The sequence below is a fragment of the Uliginosibacterium silvisoli genome (assembly GCF_036017035.1).
In the GTDB taxonomy this organism is placed as follows: Bacteria; Pseudomonadota; Gammaproteobacteria; order Burkholderiales; family Rhodocyclaceae; genus Viridibacterium; species Viridibacterium silvisoli.
The window spans coordinates 117678-140943 of the sequence record NZ_JAYXHS010000005.1; the positions used below are offsets into that span (position 1 = coordinate 117678).

The 23266-nt window shown below is 59.8% G+C and carries 23 protein-coding genes, 2 tRNA genes and 1 pseudogene; 5 read left to right on the forward strand and 21 right to left on the reverse strand.

Annotation, left to right across the window (positions count from 1 at the left end):
* Positions 1–297 precede the first annotated feature (297 nt).
* Complete coding sequence (locus tag VVD49_RS21050; protein ID WP_327601209.1) at positions 298–1158, forward strand: hypothetical protein; 861 nt, start codon at positions 298–300, stop codon at positions 1156–1158.
* Positions 1159–1294: 136 nt separating this feature from the next.
* Here the strand turns inward: VVD49_RS21050 and VVD49_RS21055 are convergent.
* Together VVD49_RS21055 and VVD49_RS21060 are read right to left on the reverse strand one after the other, a co-directional pair.
* Positions 1295–1480, reverse strand: a pseudogene (locus VVD49_RS21055) (IS110 family transposase); the annotation flags it as partial.
* 91 nt (positions 1481–1571) lie between these two features.
* On the reverse strand, positions 1572–2756 hold the full coding sequence (locus VVD49_RS21060) for an acetylornithine transaminase (protein WP_327601210.1): 1185 nt from the start codon (positions 2754–2756) through the stop codon (positions 1572–1574).
* A gap of 528 nt (positions 2757–3284) precedes the next feature.
* Here VVD49_RS21060 and VVD49_RS21065 point away from each other — a divergent pair.
* Positions 3285–3608, forward strand: a complete 324-nt coding sequence (locus VVD49_RS21065; protein ID WP_327601211.1) for a hypothetical protein — start codon at positions 3285–3287, stop codon at positions 3606–3608.
* Positions 3609–3708: 100 nt separating this feature from the next.
* Here VVD49_RS21065 and VVD49_RS21070 read toward each other — a convergent pair whose 3' ends face one another.
* A complete protein-coding gene (locus VVD49_RS21070; RefSeq protein WP_327601212.1) occupies positions 3709–4683 on the reverse strand; it encodes a tetratricopeptide repeat protein in 975 nt (324 codons plus the stop codon).
* A gap of 282 nt (positions 4684–4965) precedes the next feature.
* On the opposite strand from VVD49_RS21070, the gene VVD49_RS21075 reads away from it, so the two are divergent.
* On the forward strand, positions 4966–5370 hold the full coding sequence (locus VVD49_RS21075; protein ID WP_327601213.1) for a DoxX family protein: 405 nt from the start codon (positions 4966–4968) through the stop codon (positions 5368–5370).
* Between the two features lie 165 nt (positions 5371–5535).
* Here VVD49_RS21075 and VVD49_RS21080 read toward each other — a convergent pair whose 3' ends face one another.
* Complete coding sequence (locus VVD49_RS21080; RefSeq protein WP_327601214.1) at positions 5536–6528, reverse strand: hypothetical protein; 993 nt, start codon at positions 6526–6528, stop codon at positions 5536–5538.
* Positions 6529–6750: 222 nt separating this feature from the next.
* On the opposite strand from VVD49_RS21080, the gene VVD49_RS21085 reads away from it, so the two are divergent.
* Positions 6751–6924 (forward strand): hypothetical protein, encoded by a 174-nt coding sequence (locus tag VVD49_RS21085; RefSeq protein ID WP_327601215.1) that lies wholly within the window; start codon positions 6751–6753, stop codon positions 6922–6924.
* Between the two features lie 476 nt (positions 6925–7400).
* On the opposite strand, the gene VVD49_RS21090 is transcribed toward VVD49_RS21085, so the two are convergent.
* The 4 genes from VVD49_RS21090 to uvrC form a co-directional block, all read right to left on the reverse strand.
* Positions 7401–7474 (reverse strand) — tRNA-Cys (locus VVD49_RS21090).
* A gap of 63 nt (positions 7475–7537) precedes the next feature.
* A tRNA-Gly gene (locus VVD49_RS21095) sits at positions 7538–7613 on the reverse strand.
* Between the two features lie 90 nt (positions 7614–7703).
* A complete protein-coding gene (pgsA, locus tag VVD49_RS21100; RefSeq protein ID WP_327601216.1) occupies positions 7704–8273 on the reverse strand; it encodes a CDP-diacylglycerol--glycerol-3-phosphate 3-phosphatidyltransferase in 570 nt (189 codons plus the stop codon).
* Positions 8274–8313: 40 nt separating this feature from the next.
* Positions 8314–10143, reverse strand: a complete 1830-nt coding sequence (uvrC, locus tag VVD49_RS21105; protein ID WP_327601217.1) for an excinuclease ABC subunit UvrC — start codon at positions 10141–10143, stop codon at positions 8314–8316.
* Positions 10144–10379: 236 nt separating this feature from the next.
* Between uvrC and VVD49_RS21110 the strand changes: the two genes are divergently transcribed.
* A complete protein-coding gene (locus tag VVD49_RS21110; protein WP_327601218.1) occupies positions 10380–11417 on the forward strand; it encodes a CAP domain-containing protein in 1038 nt (345 codons plus the stop codon).
* A gap of 54 nt (positions 11418–11471) precedes the next feature.
* Here the strand turns inward: VVD49_RS21110 and nagZ are convergent, their stop codons facing one another.
* From nagZ to rpoE, 13 genes are all read right to left on the reverse strand, one after another.
* Entirely contained in the window at positions 11472–12524 is a 1053-nt protein-coding gene (nagZ, locus tag VVD49_RS21115) for a beta-N-acetylhexosaminidase (RefSeq protein ID WP_327601219.1), read from the reverse strand.
* A gap of 6 nt (positions 12525–12530) precedes the next feature.
* Positions 12531–12914 (reverse strand): holo-ACP synthase, encoded by a 384-nt coding sequence (gene acpS, locus VVD49_RS21120; RefSeq protein WP_327601220.1) that lies wholly within the window; start codon positions 12912–12914, stop codon positions 12531–12533.
* 4 nt (positions 12915–12918) lie between these two features.
* The gene (locus tag VVD49_RS21125; protein ID WP_327601221.1) at positions 12919–13677 is read right to left on the reverse strand and encodes a pyridoxine 5'-phosphate synthase; all 759 of its coding nucleotides are present in this window, start codon (positions 13675–13677) and stop codon (positions 12919–12921) included.
* The gene (gene recO, locus VVD49_RS21130; RefSeq protein ID WP_327601222.1) at positions 13677–14411 is read right to left on the reverse strand and encodes a DNA repair protein RecO; all 735 of its coding nucleotides are present in this window, start codon (positions 14409–14411) and stop codon (positions 13677–13679) included. The genes VVD49_RS21125 and recO overlap by 1 nt, the downstream gene beginning before the upstream one ends.
* Before the next feature lie 45 nt (positions 14412–14456).
* Positions 14457–15401, reverse strand: coding sequence for a GTPase Era (gene era, locus VVD49_RS21135; RefSeq protein WP_416384925.1), 945 nt, complete (start codon positions 15399–15401; stop codon positions 14457–14459).
* Positions 15402–15406: 5 nt separating this feature from the next.
* Complete coding sequence (gene rnc, locus VVD49_RS21140) at positions 15407–16078, reverse strand: ribonuclease III (protein ID WP_327601224.1); 672 nt, start codon at positions 16076–16078, stop codon at positions 15407–15409.
* Positions 16075–16458, reverse strand: a complete 384-nt coding sequence (locus VVD49_RS21145) for a DUF4845 domain-containing protein (protein ID WP_327601225.1) — start codon at positions 16456–16458, stop codon at positions 16075–16077. The genes rnc and VVD49_RS21145 overlap by 4 nt, the downstream gene beginning before the upstream one ends.
* Positions 16459–16470: 12 nt before the next feature.
* Positions 16471–17274: a signal peptidase I gene (gene lepB / locus VVD49_RS21150; RefSeq protein ID WP_327601226.1), complete on the reverse strand. Its 804-nt coding sequence runs from the start codon at positions 17272–17274 to the stop codon at positions 16471–16473.
* Between the two features lie 43 nt (positions 17275–17317).
* Positions 17318–19114, reverse strand: coding sequence for a translation elongation factor 4 (lepA, locus tag VVD49_RS21155; protein WP_327601227.1), 1797 nt, complete (start codon positions 19112–19114; stop codon positions 17318–17320).
* A gap of 192 nt (positions 19115–19306) precedes the next feature.
* Positions 19307–20806 carry a Do family serine endopeptidase gene (locus VVD49_RS21160; protein ID WP_416384921.1) on the reverse strand — a complete coding sequence of 500 codons (1500 nt, stop codon included), beginning with the start codon at positions 20804–20806 and terminating at the stop codon, positions 19307–19309.
* A gap of 166 nt (positions 20807–20972) precedes the next feature.
* Positions 20973–21986 carry a MucB/RseB C-terminal domain-containing protein gene (locus VVD49_RS21165; RefSeq protein WP_327601228.1) on the reverse strand — a complete coding sequence of 338 codons (1014 nt, stop codon included), beginning with the start codon at positions 21984–21986 and terminating at the stop codon, positions 20973–20975.
* The gene (locus VVD49_RS21170; protein ID WP_327601229.1) at positions 21986–22528 is read right to left on the reverse strand and encodes a sigma-E factor negative regulatory protein; all 543 of its coding nucleotides are present in this window, start codon (positions 22526–22528) and stop codon (positions 21986–21988) included. Before VVD49_RS21170 ends, VVD49_RS21165 begins: the two co-directional genes overlap by 1 nt.
* A 1-nt stretch (position 22529) precedes the next feature.
* Positions 22530–23129, reverse strand: a complete 600-nt coding sequence (rpoE, locus tag VVD49_RS21175) for an RNA polymerase sigma factor RpoE (protein WP_327601230.1) — start codon at positions 23127–23129, stop codon at positions 22530–22532.
* Between the last annotated feature and the right edge of the window lie 137 nt (positions 23130–23266).

Here is a 23266-nt window from a genome sequence, read left to right on the forward strand (position 1 = left end):
GCAAGTACCAGGAGATAGAGCAGCACCGCAAGACCTGCGATGCCGGAGAGATAGACCACATCCATGACGAACCCCAACTGTTTTTGCGACAGTTGGAGATTAGTCAGTGGGGTCTATGGATGTTGTTTGGGTTTGCGGGTGGGGTGTAAGGATTGTGTAAACGCAAGACCACGGTCGTCCAGCAGTGAGCCCGAAAGACGTCTTTGTCATTGCACGATGTAGACAAGCAGCAAACTATTAACGCACCATTTGCCGCCTACCACCGACATGAATAGACGATCGAACAACGGAATAAATATGGCGACAAACACTACTCCTACCGTGCGTATATTCGCTCCTGAACTCTGGGGGGAGATCGATCTATTCAGGAACTTCTATTCAGGGACTCATCTCTTTGGTAGAGATACGCAGAAGGCTCTTTCGGGTATTGGAAACCATTTCAACAAGGCAATTATCCTTCGAGATTTGGCTGTGAAGATGGCACCAAACCTTGAGCTAGATCGCGCAGAGCTCGAAACGCGAGGATTCACCCCCGCAATGAATTCAAAAGAGTTCTCTGCTGTGATCGAAGCGATTTTCTTGGAGCTCTATTCATCCGTCGACTGTGCTCGAAAGATAGTGAGCTTTATATACAGGCAATGCCGCCGAATGCCAGACTCAACTAGAAAATTGTTTCAACGCGTTTGCAACAATGAACTGGGTTCAGATTTTCCAATGGAACTTAAGCAGGCCATAAGTTCCGCAACTTGGTACCGTGAGTTGCTCGCAATTCGCGACGAACTCACCCACTCGGACATTGGCTCTTGCTATCTCGACAGAGAGACGAATCGCATTTCGTATTCACATCAAGGAATCCAGTATGGTGGAGCATCTCTGGAGATTGAAGATGTATTGCCAAAAATTGAGGAATTCATTTCCGGAATCAATGAATACCTTGGAAGTGTGTTCCATTTTCTGAATTCTCAGCTACGTCCTCACACAGTTGATCAACTCTGCGGAATTTTCTTTGGGCGTGCTTACCTTAGAAAAATTGAACTGGAGATGCCGATCAACTTCAACAGTGGCATCTGCCAATCAAGAGGATGGTTTGATTCCACTCCCGGATATAGATGTCCTTTTGTTGAATCGTGCGGTGCATACGATAGAGCCAGCACATAAGGCAATAACCGAACTGCATTGCACCGAATGGTTGCTCGTCATTCCCTGCCAAAACATCCGGCGCAATGCGCTGCGCTTATTGACGCCCTACTCCGTAGACTCTTCTGTACGTAGCGCGTAGATACCGTCTTACTCGTCAAGGAGCGTCGTGCCGAAATGTTGGCGAGTAAGGCTTTCCCGATAGCACAACACCGAAGCACAGATGTGCGAGTTTGCACATGGCCGCCCCGATAGCGGCCATCTTGGGCTTGCCCCGCTCAAGCAATCGCTCATAGAGCGCCCGGATGTGCGGGTTGTGGCGCACAGCCACCACCGCAGGCAGCACGTAGGGCGGGTTCGCGAAGCAACCCACCGCTTTTCATGGTGCGCGACGATGGGTTGTCGCTGCGCTCCGAACCCACCCTACAACCGCCCTACCCCACTCGCGCAAGCAGCTCGTCCAGCATTTCAAGCATCTGCTCGACCTCTGTCTCACTGACGTTCAATGCGGGCATGAAGCGCAGCAGGTTGGGACGCGGCGCGTTTAGCAACAGGCCTTCAGGCGCGAGTTCGCGTGCGCGGCTGACGATGTCTGCGCCGACATCGCCGGGCAATACGAGCGCACGCAACAAGCCCTCGCCACGCTCGCCGATCAGGCCATGACGCTCGACCAGTCTCTGCAAGCCAGCAGCAAGTTGTGCAGCACGTGCGTCGATGTGCGCAAGGAATGCCGGCTCGGCAATGGTGTCGAGCACAGCCAGACCGACAGCCGTCATCAACGGGTTGCCATTGTAGGTGCCGCCCTGATCGCCCGCTTCGAAGCAACACACCTCCTCGCGCGCCAGCAATGCACCGAGCGGTACGCCGCCGCCGAGGCCTTTGCCCAGCGTCATGATGTCGGGGCGGATACCTGAGAGCTGGTGCGCGAACAGCGCGCTGCAGCGCCCCATGCCGCTTTGCACTTCGTCGACGACGAGCAGCAGGCCGCGCACCGTCGTGAGTTCGCGCAAGGCCTGCATGAACTCGTACGTGGCGGGTATGACACCGGCTTCGCCCTGTACCGGTTCGAGCATGACGGCGACGGTGTTGTCGGTGATCAGCGCTTCGACGGAGTTGATGTCGTTGAGCTGCGCTTTCGGAAAGCCCGGTACCTGCGGCGCGAACAGCGAGTCCCAGCCCGGCTTGCCGGATGCAGACATCGTGGCGAGCGTGCGGCCGTGGAAGCTGTTGTCGAAAGTGATGATCTCGAACGCGCCGCCACGATGCATGCGGCCCCATTTGCGCGCGAGCTTGATGGCGCCCTCGTTCGCTTCGGCCCCCGTACTGGTGAAGAAGACTTTATCCAGGCCGCTGTGCTGCGCCAGCAATTGCGCGAGCTGCATGGCGGGCTCGTTGTAGAAGGCCGGGCTGACGGAGACGAGCTTCGCGGCTTGCGCTGCGAGCGCATCACGCATCTGCGGCGGGCAGTGGCCCAGACTATTCACGGCCCAGCCCTGCACGAAGTCGAGATAGCGCTTGCCATCACGGTCGCGCAGCCACGAACCCTCGCCTTCGGTGAAGACGATGTCGGGGCGATGGGCGATCCACATCAGGGAGTCAGGTGTGATGGCGACAGTCATGTGCGTTCCTTTCGTGGTGAACGTGGGTTAAGAAAGCGAAAAAGCGCGGGAGCAGAAAAAGAAAAAGGCCACGGAGTCCGTGGCCTTTTGTGGGGAAGCTGCGTGGTCAGACGCTGCTTCGAACGTCGTCGCTGAGCGTGTTCAGCGTCGCGCGTTTATCCATGGGAAGGCGGCACGGCCCGGGATGCGGGGCGTGCGGCGTCGTGATTGGGAAGTGAGGTGGAGCGCGTACATGTGAGGGAGTATGCCTGCGGAGGGTTTGTGGGGACAAGCCGAATGTAGGGCGCAATAACCAGCGGGCATTGCGCCGGGTGTCTTGGCAACATGCGACGCCATGCGTAGCGCTTGTGGGCGCCTTGGCGCTTGCGTCGGTAAGTCGTGGACGCTCATGCGTACATTCTGCAAAGCGCTGCGCCCCCCGAAACGGACTTGTTCCATATCGCCCTGCAACGACGGGGGAGGAACCAATCTTGCAGCCCGTTCATTGTCCCCTGCGGACTGTTGTCACTCAACCAAAGGAGAAACGATATGCAGATGGCTGAAATCAAGAAGCTCGTCACCAACGTGGAGCACACGATCCACCGCACTGCCATGGTGTGTGAGCAAGACCACTCCGCCCCTCAGGAGCTGAAGCAGGTGCTGGGGCAACTGGACCAGCAATCCAATCAGGGCAAGCAGATCATCCGCGACACGCACGACGAGCAGAAAGTGCGCGAGTACATCGAGGAATTGGAGTCGCTGGGCGACGACGCAAAGCGCGCCTGCGAATCCGGCAAGGTGAGCCCGGAACTGCGTAGTGCGGTGATGCAGACGCACGATGAGTTGAGCGATCTGAAGCATCGCCTGCACTAGGAAACAGTCGCAGTTTCCAGAAATGATCGCCATCACGGCGAAGGCCGGGATTCAGTGCCGCGAGTGCAATCTGGATTCCGGCGCTTGCCGTAATGACGCGTCAGAAGCCCGACGCAAGACCTTCCGCACGCTTCTGCCCAAGGCGATCGAGCACGCCGGCGAGACTCCCCTGGCGAAGCTCGCGCGCTAGCGCTTGTGCGGCATTGATCTGCTGAAGGCTCATGCCATTGGTGATGCGCGCAATGTTCTCTGCGCCGCGACGGTGGCCGTTGGCATCTGCCAGCGAATAGAGCGCATAGGCCGTGACGATATCGGCGGACAAGCCACTGCCGTTCTCGTACATCCCTGCAAGATTGCTCTGCGCGTTCGGCTGCCCTTGCTCGGCTGCGGCGCGATACCACTTTACCGCTTCGCGCAGGTCACGCGCGATGCCTATGCCGTCCTCATACATGGAACCGACATTGTTCTGCGCCATGCCGTGGCCCTGCTCTGCAGCCAGCAGAAACCACTTGAAGGCTTCGCTATCGTCCTGCGCGACGCCTTCGCCGTTGAGATACATGGAGCCAAGATTGAAGCTTGCGGTGTCGTCATGCTGTTCGGCTGCGAGGCGGAACCATTTCGCAGCTTCGGGCAGGTTGCGCTCCACGCCGCGGCCGAGACCGTAAAGCGTGGCCAGGTTGTTCTCTGCCAGCGCGTTGCCCTGTTCGGCCGCGCGCTGATACCACTTGAAAGCTTCGCGATAATCCTGCGCGACGCCACTGCCGTTGGAGTAGAGCACGCCAAGGCTGTTCTGGGCGTCTGCATGGTTCTGTTCGGCGGCAAGCCTGTACCAGCGAGCAGCCTCCTGCATGTCCAACGGCACGCCCTGCGAGCCGGCCGCATAGACCTGGCCGAGCTCGAAGCCCGCTTGCGGATTGCCGTTCTCGGCGCTGCTCTTGAGTTGGTTCAGCGCGTCATTGGTCGCACGGCGCGCGTAGCCTGCGCCGCCGTCCTGACTGTAGGCGGCCTGCACGAACGAGCTCGCAGCAGTGCTTGCGAGCGCCACCAGAGTGACCAGAATGTATTGCTTGACCATGCTTCCCCCGAATGCGGATCAGACACATGCCGCGTCTGTATCCGGGTCGTAGCGACGCTGGCGCAGGCGAACTTGAGGAATCCGGGAGGCAAGACGCCAAGCTTTACACGGAAGCGGCGCGAGCGGCGCCCAATGCAGGACAGACGGACCGCGCAGGACAAGTCTTGTCGGGCGCGCGCCATTCCACGACGCGCGAACCAAATCGCGCGCGAGGCGACAAAGAACCGGGGCGACACATCGACATCGCCCACTCAAACCAATCAACAAGACGAGGAACGTGTAGTGAGCAATCTTTCTGACTTGGGCAAACTGGTTCTGCGGGTCGCACTGGGTGTGCTGATGCTGTTGCACGGCATCAGCAAGGTGAAAAACGGGGTGAGCTTCATCGGCCCTTCGCTGGCGGCAAACGGCTTACCGGAAGCATTCGCCTATCTGGCGTACGTGGGCGAAGTCCTGGCGCCGATCCTGTTGATCGTGGGTTTCTGGACGCGTCCAGCGGCGCTGATCATCGTGGTCAACATGCTGTTCGCGGTCTTCCTGATGCACATGTCGCAACTGGGTGAGCTGTCGAAGTCGGGAGGCTGGGCGCTGGAATTGCAAGCCTTCTACCTGTTCAACGGGCTCGCGGTTGCCTTGCTGGGTGCAGGCAAGTTCAGCGTCGGCGGTAATGGCGGACGTTTCAACTAGCTGAAAGAAACGGGATGGGTGCAATGCCCATCCCTTCCGGTGCGCTCCCCCGTAGCTAGAGCAAGCCGCCTCATCCGACATCAACAGCGTCGCCGCCCTGCCCTTGCGCCGGATTACGAGGCGCTCATCCAACCCGCACTCGGCGCTCTGCGCGACGCTCGTTGCTCATCGCCGCCCGCTGACGCAGCGCATGATCTCGGCATTCGTCGGCAAGCTGGCGCAGTCGCGGACGTCTGAGCCTGAACCACGTGGCGCAGGCGTAGCCGGGCGCGGCGCAGGAGGCGCTGGTCGCGCCGGAGCAGGTGTCGGTACGGCTACTGGCGCAGCCGGGCTGACGACGGCAGGCGCAGGCGTTGCAACGGGAGCCGGCGTTGCCACAGGTGCCGGCGCAGGCGCGGGAACACTGACTGGCGCTGGAGCGGGCGCCACGATGACGGGCGCGGGTGTCGGTGTCGGTGTCGGTGTCGGTGTCGGTGTCGGTGTCGGTGTCGGCGCAGGAGCGGGGGCAGGCGCCGGTGTCGCAACCGGCGCGGGTCTGGCAGGTGGCGTCGTTACCACCGCAGGTGCGGCCGGCACTGGCCTGGTTGCGGGCTCCGTAGCAATGCCCGGCGCGAGCTTGATGAAGCTGTAGACGTAGGCCAGCAGCTGCCGATAGGCCGGCGTATTGATCTCCTTGCTGAGCAGGCCAAAACCAAGTGCAGCCTCGGGCGACAAGCGCACCATGCCACGTGTCTGGTACTTGAACTCGTCCGCTTCGCCTTTGACGTTGGCAGCAGTCAGCGTGGCGAGCGAGCCATAGCTGCCGCGTGGCGTCACGGCCTGCAGGGGAACGCTCTTCTCCACGGTCATGTCGAGAAAACGTTCGGCGTTGCTCAGCACTGCGGCGGCGATTTTCTCGCGTGAATCGAGACGCGCAAGGTCCGGTGGGTCCGAGAGAAAGTAGAGGGTGAGCACAAAGGCATTGCCCTTCTTGGGCTTGACCCGCACGTCAGCGAACTGGCCGCTGACCTCCTTCAACACGTCGACGTCCCACTGACTGGTCTCGACGACCTCGTACTTGTCTTGCGGCCCGAGCACGATCTCATGCACGTCGGCAGCGCGCGCCAGGGGCGCGAGCTGTAGCAGAAATATGGTGAACAACAGGAATGCGGTGCGCATGATCATCTCCGGAACAGCGGTTCAGCCCGCAGCAAACGCGGCCTGCGCAGCGAGCATGGTCCGCTTGTTCACCGGCGCAGGTCAAGCCGCGCCACCACGGTGCGGCCCCACCCTGACACGGCATCACGAGCACGATTCAAGACGCTGTTCAGGACGCTGACATGCGCGCGTCACACCACGGCCCCAGACTAGAGCCGGACGTCCCGCCCCGAGGAGACCTGCATGCGCAAGTTCGTATACAGCAACGACCTGACCAGACTCGAAGCTGCCAATGACTCCTGTGCCACACCTCCTCTGGCGCTGCGGCAGGACGCCTGCAACGACGAGCCGTGGCTGCCCGGAAGCAACACGCAAGAAGGCGTGCTTCCGCCCGCAGAACCTCTGCCAACGGTTTGAGCCAAAGTAGCGCAGCTGTAGCAGGCCAGACAACGGACCGGGGCTATCGAGAGTCGCACCAAAGCTCGCAACCTTTTCGAGAGCGCCGGGAATAGAGCTGGCCGATCGTGCAACACGAGCGCCGCGATCTGGCCTTGGTCACGATGCACGTACGTCCCGATCACGCGAGCCGTAGTGACCCTGCGTATCTCAAGGCACGCATCAGCAAGTGCGCAGGTCTTGCCGAGTCGGCAGAGGCCGGAGTGCGAGAGGCACGTCGCCCTCATCGAAAGCAGCAGGCAGCAGATCGCAAGAAATCTCCACATCCCCACGCCTGAAGAGACCAGCCAGCAGCAGGCAAGCCGCCGTACGCAGCAAACGTGAAGCGGGCACGGGGAAGTCATCGGAGGTGTCCGCCCCTGCGGCATCACGCCGCTCACGGACGTAAAAAAGCCCGCATCGGCGGGCTTTGAAAGAAGTGTTTCCGGGAGGATATCTGGAGGCGCGGGCCGGAGTCGAACCGACCTACACGGATTTGCAATCCGGTGCATAACCGCTTTGCTACCGCGCCTCGCGGGGGAAACACTGCACTGCTAATTAAAAAGGGAAAGCGGTGCTTTCCCTTCTTGGAATCTGGAGCGGGAAAAGAGTCTCGAACTCTCGACCTCAACCTTGGCAAGGTTGCGCTCTACCAACTGAGCTATTCCCGCGTGAGAGGTGCGCATTTTAATACAGCATCCAGGATTGTCAAGCTTTGCGGTGCACTTTTCCGAATCTGCCACGCGCTTCAAACCCCCGGATCAGGCGTTGCGCTGCAGATCCGGGGCTGCCTTGCGCATGTAGTACACCATGGACCACACCGTCAGCACGGCGGCGACGATGATGAGCACAGTACCCATCTGCTTGATCGGCAAGCCGAAAAGATCGTCCCAGTAGAGCAGCATCGGGATGGCTACCATCTGCGCAGTCGTCTTGAGTTTGCCCACGAACGAGACAGCAACACTCTTGGCCGCACCGATCTTGGCCATCCATTCACGCAGCGCCGAAATGGTGATCTCGCGACCGATGATGACAAAAGCAATGAAGGCGTCGCAGCGGTCCAGCCAGACGAGGACGGTCAGCGCTGCGCAGACCATCAACTTGTCCGCCACCGGATCAAGAAAGGCGCCGAAATTGGAAGTCTGCCCCCAGGAGCGGGCCAGGAAGCCATCGAACCAGTCGGTCAGCGCTGCGAAGACAAACACGACGCAGGCAATCAGATCCTTGTGATGCAAGCTCAACACGTCAGCTGGCAGGTAGAACACGCCGATCACCACGGGAATCAGGACGATTCGCGCCCAGGTGAGCAGGATGGGGATGTTGTTGAACATGAGTCAGGGTGTGGGCTGGGGGTGTGGGCTGGTATGGCGCTTAACGCAGCGCGTTATAGATCTGTTCCGCGATTCTACGATTGATCCCCTCGACGCGGCATAAATCCTCGATGGTGGCGCTGCGTACTCCCGCCAGACCACCAAAGGTCTCGATAAGTTTCTTGCGTCGTGTCGGGCCAATACCAGGAATGTCTTCGAGCTTCGAGGTCAGCCGCGTCTTGCTGCGCCGCGCGCGCATGCCGGTAATGGCAAAGCGGTGGGCTTCGTCGCGCACAGTCTGGATGAGGTGCAAAGCGGGATGCTCGCCGCCGAGAACCAGTGGTGCTCGCGCATCAGGAAAGATGAGCTGCTCCAGCCCGGCCTTGCGTTCCTCGCCCTTGGCCACGCCCAGCATGGCGACACTCTGCAAGCCGAGTTCGCCAAGCACCTCCCACGCCACACCGACCTGCCCTTTGCCTCCGTCGATCAGGATCAGGTCGGGCCGCACGCCCTCGCCCGTCGCCACCCTCTCATAGCGCCGCGTCAGGGCCTGGCGCATGGCCGCGTAGTCGTCGCCGGGCTCGATGCCGCTGATATTGAAGCGTCGGTAATCTGACTTCTTCATGCCCTCGCCTTCCCAGATCACGCAGGAGGCCACGGTCGCCTCGCCCTGGGTATGGCTGATGTCGAAGCACTCGATGCGGCGTGGCGCCTCAGGCATGTCGAGTACGCTGCGCAAGGCTTCGAGCTGATGCTGGGCGCGCCCCGACTCGCGCTGGCGCGTTTCGATGGCGAGCTTGGCGTTGAGCAATGCCATCTCGACCCATGCCTTCTCGTTCTGGAAGCGTGCCGCAGCCACGATGGGGCTCTTCTCCAGCGCTTCGTCTACAACCGCACGGGCGGCTTCAACCTCGGCTCCTTCGATAACGATCTTGCCGGGCGCGGGATGGTCGAGATAGTGCTGCTCGACAAAGGCCAGCAGCGCATCGGCAGCGCTCATGCCCTCGCCTGCCGCCTGCGGGAATTGCGGCCGGTCACCCAGGTGCCGCCCGCCTCGCACCATGGCGAGATTCACACAGACGCTACCGCCCTGAGCCAGAGCTACGATGACGTCGACATCTTCGTCCTTGCCCGAATCGACATGCTGCTTGTGCAACACCGTTTGCAAGGTACGTATCTGGTCGCGGAAGACAGCTGCCTCTTCAAAAGCAAAGCGCGCGGAGGCCTCCTGCATGCGCGCACCGAGATTGTCGATGACGTCCGAATGGCGGCCATCAAGGAACAGCGTCGCCAGCTTCACGTCGGCGCCGTAGCCCTCCTTGTCGATGAGGTTCACGCAAGGCGCCGTACAGCGTTTGATCTGATGCAGCAGGCAAGGCCGCGAACGGTTACTGAATACAGAGTTCTCGCAAGTGCGCAGCAGGAACAGGCGCTGCAATAACTGCAACGCCTCACGTGCCGCCCACCCCGAAGGAAATGGCCCGAAGTAACGCACGCCCTTTTCAAAGGCGCCGCGGTAGTAGGCAATGCGCGGGAACTCATCGCCCGAGATGGCGATGTAGGGATAGCTCTTGTCGTCGCGGAACAAGATGTTGAAACGCGGCCGCAGGGACTTGATCAGATTGTTCTCGAGAATCAATGCCTCGGCCTCTGAGCGCACGACCGTGATGTCGACGCGCTCGATACGCGCCACCATCATCGTAGTGCGCGGGCTGGGATGATTCTTCTGGAAATAGCTGGATACACGACGCTTGAGATTCTTCGCCTTGCCGACATAGAGCACTTCATCGGCGGCGCCGATCATGCGATAGACGCCGGGGCTCTCCGGCAAGGTCGGCAGGAAGCTTCCAGCATCAAAAGCTCGAGGCAAAGGTGACGGAGTGAGGGACATGAACTTTCAGGAAATGCGCTGAGTGACGCCGGCCGGGCAGCGTCAAGACCTACAACAAGTTTGCAACATTAGCATCCATCCGGGTGGTGGCATGCGGGAAATGGCGCTATCGAGCCCGGCACGCCATTTGCGCAGACGCTGCACGAGATCCACCGGGGGACATCGTCATGCTCATTCATCCTAGCCTCACTCATCTGCGCTTGGGCCATCGGCCATCAACGCTCAAGCAGGCGGGCATGCTCACCTCGACGCTGCTCGCGATTATCGTCATGACGCTGAGTGGCTGTGGCGGCGGTGGGGGTGGCGGTTCGGGATCCAGTACTGGCAACACCAACACGCAGCCAGGGGTGAGCAGCAGCTCTTCAATTTCTTCGGCGAGCTCGAGCACTTCGTCCACCACATCGACGAGCTCGTCGAGCGCCGCCAGTGCCGTATCTCTTTACGACACCGACCCGGTCATCGGCAGCTGCATGACCGGACAACTCAAGAGCAGCGAACGTACTGTCGTGCTCAACAAGGTCAATGATCTGCGGGCCCGGCATGGGCTGTTGCCGGTGAGCTACGACGCCAGCCAGGACAATGCTGCCGCGGAGGCAGCACTGTACATGGTGGCCAATGCAACGCTCACCACGACACCCAGTGTCAGCGGCCAGTGTTATACGACGGGAGCGGCAAACCTCGCGAGCACTAGCAGCATTTTCATCGCGGCCGGGACCACTCCCACGACACAGAACTTCGCGAGCACGGCCCCCATTGCCGAGTACCTCATGAACGTGGGGGTGACCACACTGGCATCCCGCCGCCGCCTGCTCAATCCGTTCCTCGGCTCCACAAGCTTCGGCCGCGTTGACGGCCAGCCGACCGGATCTTCGTTCCACTACGTCTCGACCGTACTGAAGACGCAGGGCAATGACGTCAGCGATATCAGCGCCATGAGCAACGACTTCGTGGCCTACCCCTACGGAATATATCCGGTCGCGGAATTCAATACCGGGTGGTACCTCTCCTTCTCCGCCATCGCGAGCAAGATCAACGCGGCCGCGAATGGCGCAGGACAGGTCAGCTTTGCGAGTGCGGTAATCACCGTCATGGATGGCAGCACGCCGCTGGCAGTCACCGATCAGGCGGCCGACTATTCGGCCTACGGCCTGCTCAACGCCCTGCAGTGGAAAGTCAGCGGCCTGCAGAACAACACCACTTACTCCGTGCAGATCAGCAATGTCGTGGTGAACGGCGTGACGCGCCAGTACAACTATACGTTCCGCCTGCAGTGAGCAAGAAAACGGGCCTGACATGCAGGCCCGGTTCTCGCACGTTCGCAGCTGGGTTCAGGCGAGCTGGGTAACGGTGTGCCAAGCCTGCTGGAAACGTGTATCGACGGACAAGGCCTCCGGCCCCGGACGACCACCGGGGGTCAGCGCCAGTATCCGCTCGGCCGAACGCGCGGAAACCTCCGGCTGCCAGCGGCTCAATAGATCGTTCGTCAGATCCGGGCGATTGCAGACCAGCACCATGTCACAACCAGCACCATGTGCCGCGGTGGCCCGCGCGACAATGTCACCCACGACGGTAGCGCCCTCCATCGTCAGGTCATCGCTGAAGATCACACCGTCATAACCGAGACGGCCGCGCAAGATCTCCTGCAACCAGAACCGGGAGAAACCCGCCGGGTTCGGATCGACGTTTTCGTAGATGACATGCGCAGGCATCACGCCGCTCAGGATCTTCTTCAGATCATGGCGATAAGGTGCGATGTCGTCAGCCCAGATCGCGTCAAACCCGCGCGGGTCGACCGGGATCGCAACGTGTGAATCAGCCTCGGCGAAACCGTGCCCGGGGAAATGCTTGCCGACGGCGCCCATGCCGGCCTCGCGCAGCCCCAGCATAAGGCCATGCGCCAGCTCGGCGGCAATTGCAGGGTCTCGATGGAAAGAGCGATCGCCGACAACCGCGCTCTGACCAAAATCGAGATCCAGTACCGGCGTGAAGCTGAGGTCCACCCCATGCGCCAGCAACTCGGCGGCGAGCACGAAGCCCACATCCTGCGCCGCAGCCTTGGCCGCAGTGTTCGGGGCATCGCCCTGCCCGGCCCAGAGCTCACCCAGCTTGCGCATGGCAGGCAAGCGCGTAAAACCACTGCGGAAACGCTGCACGCGCCCCCCTTCGTGATCAACCGCAATGATCAATGCCGGGTTGCGCAAGGCATGAATGTCGGCACACAGCGCGGAGAGTTGCTCAGGGCTTTCGTAGTTACGCGCAAACAGGATGACGCCACCGACGAGAGGGTGACGCAGCGTCTCGCGCTCCGCATCGGTCATCACCAAGCCGGCCACATCACACATCACCGGTCCAAGCGGAAGGCTCACTGCACTCGAAACCATGAATACCTACCTTGTGTTCTGTTCAATCAGGGCAACGGCGACGACGTATTCTTTCTCGTCACTGATCGACAGCATCGCAGTCAATTTCGATTCCCGCAGCAAGGTAGCCACTTCGTCCGAGAAGATGAAATGCGGCTTGCCCAGCTCGTTGTGGCCCACCCCTACGGTCTGCAGCGTGATCGGCGCACGCAGACCGGTACCGAAAGCTTTGGAGAATGCCTCTTTGGCCGCAAACCGCTTTGCAAGAAAGCGGGCCGGATCTGATGCCCGCGCAAAATCCTCGCGCTCTTCCGGCATCAAGATGTGCTCGGCGTAGCGCTCGGTGTGCCGCTCCAGACCTTCCCGGAGACGTGCTACGGCGACGATATCGGTTCCCAGGCCAAAGATCATGGACTCAGGCCTGCAGACGATTGGCTGACTCGCGCATCAAGCGCTTCATCTCGGCCACAGCCTCACGCAGGCCCACGAATACGGATCGGCTGATGATGGCATGACCGATATGCAGCTCACGTATCTCGGGCAGCGCCGCAACCGGTTGCACATTGAAGTAGTTGAGTGCATGGCCTGCGTTGAAGCGCATGCCGTGATCAACGATGGCGCGACCGGCAACGCGGATCCGATTCAGTTCTTCAAGAACAGCCGGGCTGCGCACATCGCGCCCGCGCGAGAAGAAGGCATGGGCATAGGGCCCCGTATGGATTTCGCACACCCGCGCTCCGATGCGCGCCGCGGCTTCGACCTGCGCAGGGTCGGCATCGATGAACACGCTGCTCATGATGCCCGCATCACGCAAGCGTGAGATCACATCCTTGAGACGCGCTTCGTCGGCGAGGATGTCGAGCCCTCCCTCCGTCGTCACTTCCTGGCGCCCTTCAGGCACGAGCATGGCCATCTCGGGCTTGATGTCGCAGGCCACGGCCACCATCTCGTCGGTCGCCGCCATCTCGAGGTTGAGTTTGATGTGGGTCAGGTCACGCAGACGACGCACATCCTGATCCTGGATATGCCGACGGTCTTCCCGCAGATGCACGGTAATGCCGTCAGCCCCGCCGAGATGAGCTTCCACGGCCGCCCAGACCGGATCAGGCTCATAGGTACGGCGTGCCTGACGCAGCGTGGCGACATGGTCGATATTGACACCCAACTCAATCATTACAACTCCTGCAATTCGATGAGAATGCGGCGCGACTCCAGCTGCTGGCCGCCAAGATGATGTTGTAGCAGACGACGCATCAGGCCTTTGGCTTGCGCCAGCGTGTCTGTGCCGGAAAAATCGTCGCTCGCCATGGCCAGCAAGACGTGGCCGTCGAGCAGAGATCCTTGCGCCGCACTATCGCCCATCTCGTCGTGCGCTTCAAGCACGCCGCGCTCGGCCACGAACCAGTAGCGCCCATCCGGCTGCACCACCTCGCCTGTGTCGGCCAGCACATCCAGCGTGAGCCCATAGCCAAGCTCCTGCAACAAGGCGAGCTCGAAACTGCGCAGCAATGGCGCAGTGGGCGCGCCTTCAGCCAGCGCCCTTATGGTTGCGGCATAGCGATCGAACAAGACCGGGTGCGGATCTTCGCGCGGCAATAGCCGCAATAACAGTTCGTTCAGGTAGTAACCGCACAGCAGCCCAATGCCGCACAGGAGAGCCTGGCCGCCAAGCCAGTATGCGCCGGTCAGCGTCTTGACTTCGCTCTTGCCTGTCCAGGAAACAGCCAATGGCTGGAAGGCCATCAGCACACCACGCACCGCCGAACCCGGCCGTCGCGCGCCCTTGGCCATCAAGGGCAGGCGGCCATGCTCGCGCGTGAAGGTTTCGACGATCAGGCTGGTCTCACGCCACGGGTAAGTGTGCAAAACAAAACCGTGCGTGTCGTCGATGCGTTGGCGGGTAGTCATGCGGCGATGTTACGACGCTGCAGAAGAGCGCAGGGCAAAAAGCGTCTAGTCGTAACCCAAAGACTTCAGCGCGTGTTCATCGTCTGCCCAGCCACTTTTCACCTTGACCCAGATCTCGAGATAGACCTTGCTGTCGAAGAGCTTCTCCATGTCGATGCGTGCTTCAGTGGAGATGCGCTTGAGGTGCTCACCGCCCTTGCCGATCACCATCGCCTTGTGACCCGCCTTGTCGACAATGACAGCAGCGTAGATCTTGCGCATGCGCCCCTCGACCTCGAATTTCTCGATCTCGACAGTCATGCCGTAAGGCAGCTCCTCGCCAAGCAAACGGAACAGCTTTTCACGCACGAACTCGGCTGCGAGGAAACGTTCGGAGCGGTCGGTAATATCGTCTTCGCCAAAGATGTGCGGCGCTTCAGGCAGGAACTTGGCAAGCGTACGCAACAGCTCGGGGGCGTTCTTGCCCCGCTGTGCGCTGATCGGCACCATGTCGGCAAAAGGATAGACCTCAGCCATCTGCGCGAGGAACGGCAGGACTTCGCGCTTGTTGTCGAGCAGATCGATCTTGTTGATCACGAGCACGACCTTGGCTCCCGGCGGAATGAGATCCAGCACCTGTTTGTCGGCCGGGCCGAAACGTTCGCATTCGACCACCAGCGCAATGACATCAACATCAACCAGCGCCTGGGTCACGGTGCGGTTCATGTTACGGTTCAGCGCGTTGCGATGCTCCGTCTGGAAGCCTGGCGTGTCGACGAAAATGAACTGGTCGTTGCCCTCGGTAAACACGCCCGTCACGCGATGGCGCGTCGTCTGTGGTTTGCGCGACACGATGCTGACCTTCTGCCCGACGAGCCGGTTCAGCAAGGTCGATTTGCCTACATTCGGACGCCCCACAATGGCGATGTAGCCGGTACGTACAGGGCCCGCGACGGTTGCTTCAACAGCAAGCGCGGGATTATCGGAAGAGTCCGGAGATGCTTCGGGCATAGTGCTCATGCTGTACCAATTCTTTCAAGCGCAGATTGCGCGGCGGTCTGTTCTGCGGCACGACGGCTATTGCCTACACCCGAGGTGCGAAGCTTCAGCGGGTCAATGACGCAGGCTATTTCGAATTCCTGAGCATGGGCTTCGCCGCGGATTTCCACAAGTTCGTAACGCGGCAAGGCCATACGACGCGCCTGCAACAGCTCCTGCAAGGCAGTCTTTGGATCCTTGAGATTGCGGCTGGGATCAAAATCAACGAGCAAGGGCGAATAGAGCCCCTCGATGACGCGCTTCGCCGCGTCAAAACCGCCATCGAGAAAGATCGCACCAAAGATCGCTTCAGTTGCATCGGCCAGAATCGAAGGACGGCGATCGCCACCACTCTTCAATTCACCTTCGCCCAGATGCAGGACGCCACCAATGCCGAGTTTCTCGGCAATGCCTTGCAGGCTGTCCTGGCGAACGAGCTGTGCGCGCAGACGAGACAACTCACCTTCGCGCAACTTGCCAAAACGTTCGAAGAGCATCATGGCCACAACCATGTTGAGAATCGAATCGCCGAGGAATTCGAGGCGCTCGTTGTGATCCGCACTGTAACTGCGGTGTGTGACCGCCTGCTCCAGCAGGCGATTTTGCGCGAACCGGTACGCCAGTCCGCGCTGAAGTGCTTCAAGACTCACTTGCTGCTTGCTACCGAGAAATCGAATATCAGACTCACGTTGGCGAACAGCGGCACCGTGCGCTGGTAATCGGCGGACATCGAAGCTTTGCCCGAATCCTTGGTTACGACGATGGTCTGTGGATCAACCGACGAGATGTCGTCAATCTGCGCGTACTTCTGGAAAGCATTGCGAAAGGCCGTAGCGGGCGATTGTGGATCGATATCCCTAACCACTTTGTCAAACGCCTTCTTCACTGCAAAAAACTCCGTATAGACTGGCACAAGCTTGAGTCCAAGAATCAAGGCCGCGCCAATGAAGCCGCCGACGATCAGGGTCGACAGAATGCTCAGGCCACGTTGCTGTTTTCTACCAAACTGTCTCATTTGCAATGCACTCATGCAAAAGCCTCCTTATTTGAAGCCGCCAATACGGTCGAAGCGGATGCCCTTGGGCGGCAGAATGCTATCTACGTGGAACCACACGAAAAACGCCTTGCCCACTATATTCTCTTCCGGCACGAAGCCCCACACACGTGAGTCGGCGCTGTTATCCCGGTTGTCGCCCATAGCGAAGTAGTTGCCAGGTGGCACGACGCAGATCAGCCCCTTTGACGAGCGTTGGCAATTCTCGCTGAAGGCGTGCGGGATACTGCCCGGCTCCTGCGGCTTGGCCGGATCGTTCAGGACATAGTGCTGGGTACCATCGATCGTTTCGCTCAGTCGGGTCAGGCTGTCGAGGCCCTGGACATAATCGCCTGCCACACTCGTCGGCACAGCTTGGCCATTGATACTGAGCTTCTTGTCGATGTATTCGATCTTGTCACCAGGCACCCCCACCACACGCTTGATGTAATCCTGCGTCGTATCGTGCGGATAGCGAAAGACAAACACATCGCCACGCTGCGGATTGCCCACTTCGATCACCTTCTTGTTGATGACCGGGATACGCACGCCGTAGGCATATTTGTTCACAAGAATGAAATCGCCTACCAATAAGGTGGGAATCATCGAGCCGGAAGGGATGCGGAAGGGCTCAACCCAGAACGAGCGGAGCATGAAGATCGGCAAGATGACCGGGAAAAAGCTTGCACCATACTCGACCCACCATGGATCTGGCGTCCCTTTGACGCGCTGCTTGCGCGCCTTGAAAACGTCGTAGAACCAAAGAATGCCGGTCACTACGGACAACAGGAACAGAATCAGAGCGAAATCCACACGGGCCTCGTATCCAGAGTTTTCAGGGGGTTTTGGGCAGGTACTACTTGTTGTCCGTCACACGCAATACAGCAAGGAAGGCTTCCTGCGGAATTTCCACATTGCCGACCTGCTTCATGCGCTTCTTGCCTTCTTTCTGCTTCTCCAGCAGCTTTTTCTTGCGCGAAATATCGCCGCCATAGCACTTTGCCAACACGTTCTTGCGCAGCGCCTTGATGGTCTCGCGCGAGATGATGTTGGAGCCAATTGCAGCCTGGATGGCGACATCGAACATCTGGCGCGGAATCAGTTCGCGCAGCTTTGCTGCCAGCTCGCGCCCACGGTAAACGGCATTCTCCCTGTGCACGATGACAGAGAGTGCATCCACCTTTTCGCTGCTGACCAATAGATCGAGTTTGACCACATCAGCGGCACGATATTCCTTGAACTCATAGTCCAGCGACGCGTAACCACGTGACACGGACTTGAGCCGATCAAAGAAATCCATGACGACTTCAGCCATCGGCATTTCGTACACGAGCTTCACCTGACGACCGTGGTAGTGCATGTCGACCTGGTTACCGCGCTTCTGGTTACACAAGGTGATGACAGTGCCGACGTAGTCTTGCGGCACGAAGATTGTTGCGGTGATGATGGGCTCACGGATCTCATCGATTTTCGACAGGTCCGGCAGCTTGGACGGATTTTCGATCTGGATCACGTCGCCATTGTTCAACAGCACTTCGTAAACAACGGTAGGCGCCGTTGTAATGAGGTCCATGTCGAACTCGCGCTCAAGCCGCTCCTGCACGATCTCCATATGCAACAGGCCAAGGAAACCGCAGCGAAAACCAAAACCCAGCGCCTGCGAAACCTCCGGCTCGAACTGCAGGGATGCGTCATTCAGTCGCAGCTTCTCAAGCGAGTCGCGCAACTGGTCGTACTCACTCGACTCCACCGGATAGAGGCCGGCAAAAACCTGCGGCTTGATTTCCTTGAAGCCCTCAAGCGGCGCAGCCGCCGGCTTGCCTTGCAGGGTAATCGTATCGCCGACCTTCGCCGCTTTCAGCTCCTTGATACCAGCGATCACAAATCCCACTTCACCCGCTGACAACATCTCGCGCGGCAGAGACTTGGGAGAAAACACACCGACCTGCTCGCACAGATACTGCGAACCCGTGCTCATGAACATGATCTTGTCTTTGGGACGCAGCACACCGTCCACAACGCGCACCAGCATCACCACACCAACGTAGTTATCGAACCACGAGTCAATGATCAGCGCTTTCAGTGGCGCCTCGGCATTACCTTCCGGAGGCGGCATGCGCTCGATGACGGCTTCGAGAATATCGTCGATCCCCATGCCGGTCTTCGCGCTACAAGGAATCGCATCCGTCGCATCGATGCCGATGACATCCTCGATCTCCTGGCGCGCCGTATCGGGATCGGCAGACGGGAGATCCATCTTGTTGAGCACCGGCACCACCTCCACGCCGAGCTCCAGCGCGGTATAGCAGTTGGCAACCGTCTGGGCCTCGACGCCTTGCGATGCGTCCACGACCAGCAAAGCACCTTCACAAGCGGACAGAGAGCGGCTCACCTCATAAGAGAAGTCAACGTGCCCCGGCGTGTCGATCAGGTTGAAGTTGTAGCGCTCACCGTTACGCGCAACATAGGTCAGCGCAGCTGTCTGGGCCTTGATGGTGATACCACGCTCGCGCTCGATATCCATCGAGTCAAGCACCTGGGCCTCCATTTCACGATCGGAGAGGCCGCCGCAGCGATGGATGATGCGATCAGCCAGCGTGGATTTGCCGTGATCGATGTGAGCGATGATCGAGAAATTGCGTATGTGCTGCATTCGACGTGAAAAAAGGTGCCGCAGCACCTTTCTGAAGAGTCCGTAATTTGCGTGACCCAAGATTATAGCCGAGAGCGCGCTGCAATCCCGTAAATCCGCGTCACGACATATCGCCAGGCCGCAATCCCCGTGACGTGCCGCGCCATAGAGGCCGCGAAGAGCCTTGTGGCGCCCTCTCCTCCGGCGCGCCCATTATTTGCGAGCTACGCCTGACACCTTCATACCGACGAAATTGACCGCGTCTCCCCGTTGCACGCGCAGGCTCACTGAAATTCCCGCCTCGAAGGCATTTACCAGCGTATTGAAATGCTCGGACGAACGCACCTCTTCTGTCTTGCCACGCGCGACCACCGCAGTCACCACGTCACCCTGACGCAATTCAGCACGCGCCGCCACGCCATAGGATTGCTTGATCACCGCCCCGCCATTGACCTTGAACTCGCGGCGCTGGGATGCGCTGAGATCCTGTGTCACCAGACCGAGACGATTCGTACCGCGCGGGGGAACTTGCGCGACCACCGGGGCGGGCGCAGCCTCCTCCTCTTCAGCAGCAAACTCGCCGACGACAATAGGTACGTCACGCGTTGCACCGCTCCGAAACACCTGCAGTACGGCACGCGATCCAGGGCGCGCTACGCCAACGATGCGCGGCAACTGGGTTGAGTCAGCCACAGGCGTCCCGTCAAACGCCAGAATCACATCGCCGACCTTGATGCCCGCAGGAACGGCTGGCCCATCCGGGTCGACGGAGCTGACCAATGCACCGGCCGGCTCTTTCAGGCCGAAACTGTTGGCAATGTCGCGCGAGACGTCCTGGATCACGACGCCAATGCGGCCGCGCCGCACACGCCCGTACTGACGCAATTGTTGCTGCACGTCCAGCGCCACGTCGATCGGGATCGAGAACGAGATCCCCATGAAGCCACCTGAGCGCGAGTAGATCTGGGAGTTGATACCGACAACCTCGCCCTTCAGATTGAACAGCGGACCGCCGGAATTACCCGGATTGATCGCCACGTCGGTCTGGATGAACGGAACCAGCGTTTCGTCGGGCAGCGAACGCCCTTTCGCACTGACAATGCCCGCCGTCACCGAGCTTTCGAAACCGAACGGCGAACCGATTGCCAGCACCCAGTCACCGACACGCAAGAGCGCCGGATTACCGAAACGCGCAACAGGCAAGCCGATCGCATCCACCTTCAAGAGGGCAATATCACTGCGCTTGTCGCGGCCAATTACCCGCGCTGCGAACTCTCGGCGATCAGAGAGTCGCACCAGGATCTCGTCCGCGGCTTCCACCACATGCGAATTGGTCAGAATGTAACCATCGGCGCCGATAATGAAGCCAGAGCCTGTCGACTCATTGTCATCATCAGGCAACGGCTGCTGTTCGCTCCCCTTCGGGGCAAAGCGGCGCAGCCAATCGGGCATGGGCACGTCCTCACCAAGATGCTGCAAAGGTGAAGCGACCCGCGACGACTGTGTTGCCGTGATATTGACCACCACAGGGGCTTGTTTGGCGACAAGCGGGGCGAAGTCGGGCAAATCGCGAACCTGAGCCGCTGTCCCAGGCAAGACAAACACGAACAGACCGAAGAAAACGGCTGCCAGATGGCGAAGAGAGCAACGAAGCAAGCGTGAATACAACAAGGCAGGCGGCAGCCTGAGCGGCGCCCGTAGGGACAAATTCATCTTGATTCCAGTGTGTCGTCCGCGGCGAAGGCAAGGCCGTAAACACGACCTAGCGAAAGATCCGCCAGCAAAGGAGCGAACATACCAGAGGCGACAGGGTCGCCACAATCAACAGGAGCCCCACACTCGAGCAGCGTTGCGCCGCTACGACAGGGCCACGGCCCGCTCAGGGTTTCGAGCCGGGCAGCTTTTCCACGCTATCCACGACACGGCGCAAGGCAGCGGGTGGCACTTCACCAATGGCCGTCACCATCACATCGCCCTTGCTGCTCTTGTAGATGCCGCTCGGGCCGGCATGGCTCTGTACTGGCGCAACGCTCATGTTGCGCCCGTTGTTCGGCTCAATGAATACCGATATGGTGGCCAAACCATCGGAAAACACGGCATGCAGAGCTTCCGGACCATCCTTGCGGATAGGTCTGCGTGCAAGCGATACCTGCCTGAAACCCGGGGGAAGACCACGAAAGGCCCAGCCGAACTCTTCTGCGCGCAAATCCGTGCCGCGCGCATTCAACACAGTCCAGTCCGAGGTGCGGCTGTAACGTGGCTTGACACGCTCACGATCGACTTGCGGTCCGATCAGTACATCCGAAAAAGCAAACTGCTCGACCACCTCGCCAGGCCCGCGCAACATGCGCGCCTTGATCAGCAAACCTGTCGCCACGTCCGCCCATAACTCATGCCCATATCGCATATCGTCCCGCGGCTCGAGACGGATCGACTGCGCATCGCGCCCGGCAACACGCTCGACCTCGCCCATGCGCACCACATAGAAGTCGCTCAAACCGGAAACCACCGTGACTGAGCGGCCGGGAAAGCTTCCCGCCACGGCACGATCGATGACCAGCAAACGCTCCTTTGGAAAGAAGGTCTGCACTTCATCGTTATTGCGCACCACTTCACGCGATGCCCCGTCGACCGTTTCCAGTCGCTCCTGCTGGCCGGAGCCATCCACCACGTGCGTAATCCGCGAACTCTCGGACCGCCCCCCGCTCTGGTACACAAACAAGCCGGAGTAGTTAAGCGTGCGCGATGCCTGACTCATGCGATGTAGCCAGGCCGTCGCATCTTGTCCACCTGCAGCCGCAGTACCTGCCGACGCAGCAAGCACCAAAACAGCCGCGAGCCGCTGCATCGCACTGAAATTCACAACCATTTTCACAATGTCAGCAAGAGGCATTAACGAGACGCAATGGCGCCATCCATCGAAACGGGGCGCACATAGCCCGACACGCCAGCCATCTGCACGCCAGGGCCGTAAGCTTGATGTGCCATCAAATAGGGGCGGTCATCATCAGCCCTGCTGACGGACCGCTGCACACCAGCCTGCAATGCAAACTGCTGCGCCTGCGGTTTTGCAACGGCCATGACGGGTGCGGCAACCTGCTGCGAAGCGCTGTTGCTCAAAGCGACCCAGGCGACAACGGCAACACCTGCTACTGCGGCAGCCATAGGCATCCAGCGCTGCGCGCGCCCAACCGATTTCACTGGCAAGACAATGACCGGCGCAAGAACAGTTGGCTCCGCAGCCAACTCCGCCATGACACGACGCGTAAAATCGAGCGATAGCGCCGGCTCGTCTCGCATCGCATCACCAATCAGCCACAGCGTGCCGCACTTCATTTGCAGGGCTGGATCGCGCACCACTGCATCTTGCACACGATGCATTTCCACCTCGGAAAGCTCACCATCGACCCATGCAGAAATCTGTTCATTCATCATTTCACCACCTCTTGTCAGGTGCCACATCGAGCATCGGCTTCAGACGCTCCGATATTGCCTCGCGTGCCCTGAAAATACGCGACCGCACGGTGCCAATAGGGCAATCCATCACAGTTGCGATCTCTTCGTAACTCAAACCTTCTATCTCGCGCAGCACGATGGCCGTACGCAACTCTTCCGGCAATGCATCCATCGCCGAGTTGACCGTCTCGCCAATCTGCTTGGTCATCATCAAACGCTCTGGCGTATCGACGTGACGCAACAGATCACCGTCCTCCATCGATTCGGCATCATCTGCCTCCACACTGGTAGACGTCGGCGCGCGTCGCCCTTGCGACACGAGATAGTTCTTGGCCGTGTTGATGCCAATCCGGTAGAGCCACGTATAAAACGCGCTGTCACCCCGAAATGACGGCAGCGCCCGGTAGGCCTTTATGAAAGCCTCCTGCGTCACATCCTCCACTTCGGCCGCATCGCGAATCATGCGTGACAACAGCCGGGCGAGCTTGCGTTGGTACTTCGAGACGAGCAGACCGAAGGCCTGCTTATCGCCGCGCTGTACCCGCTCAACCAACTGCTGGTCAATTTCCCTGTCGCTCATCGACTCTTTCTGCACTGTTCTGTCTGCCACTCATCGGCCGACGAATCCGCGCGAGTATAGCCCATGCCTTGCGACGTACTGGCGGTGTGACCGAAGGCGTGCCGGGAAGTTCATGGCAGGACACAATCTGCCTCAAG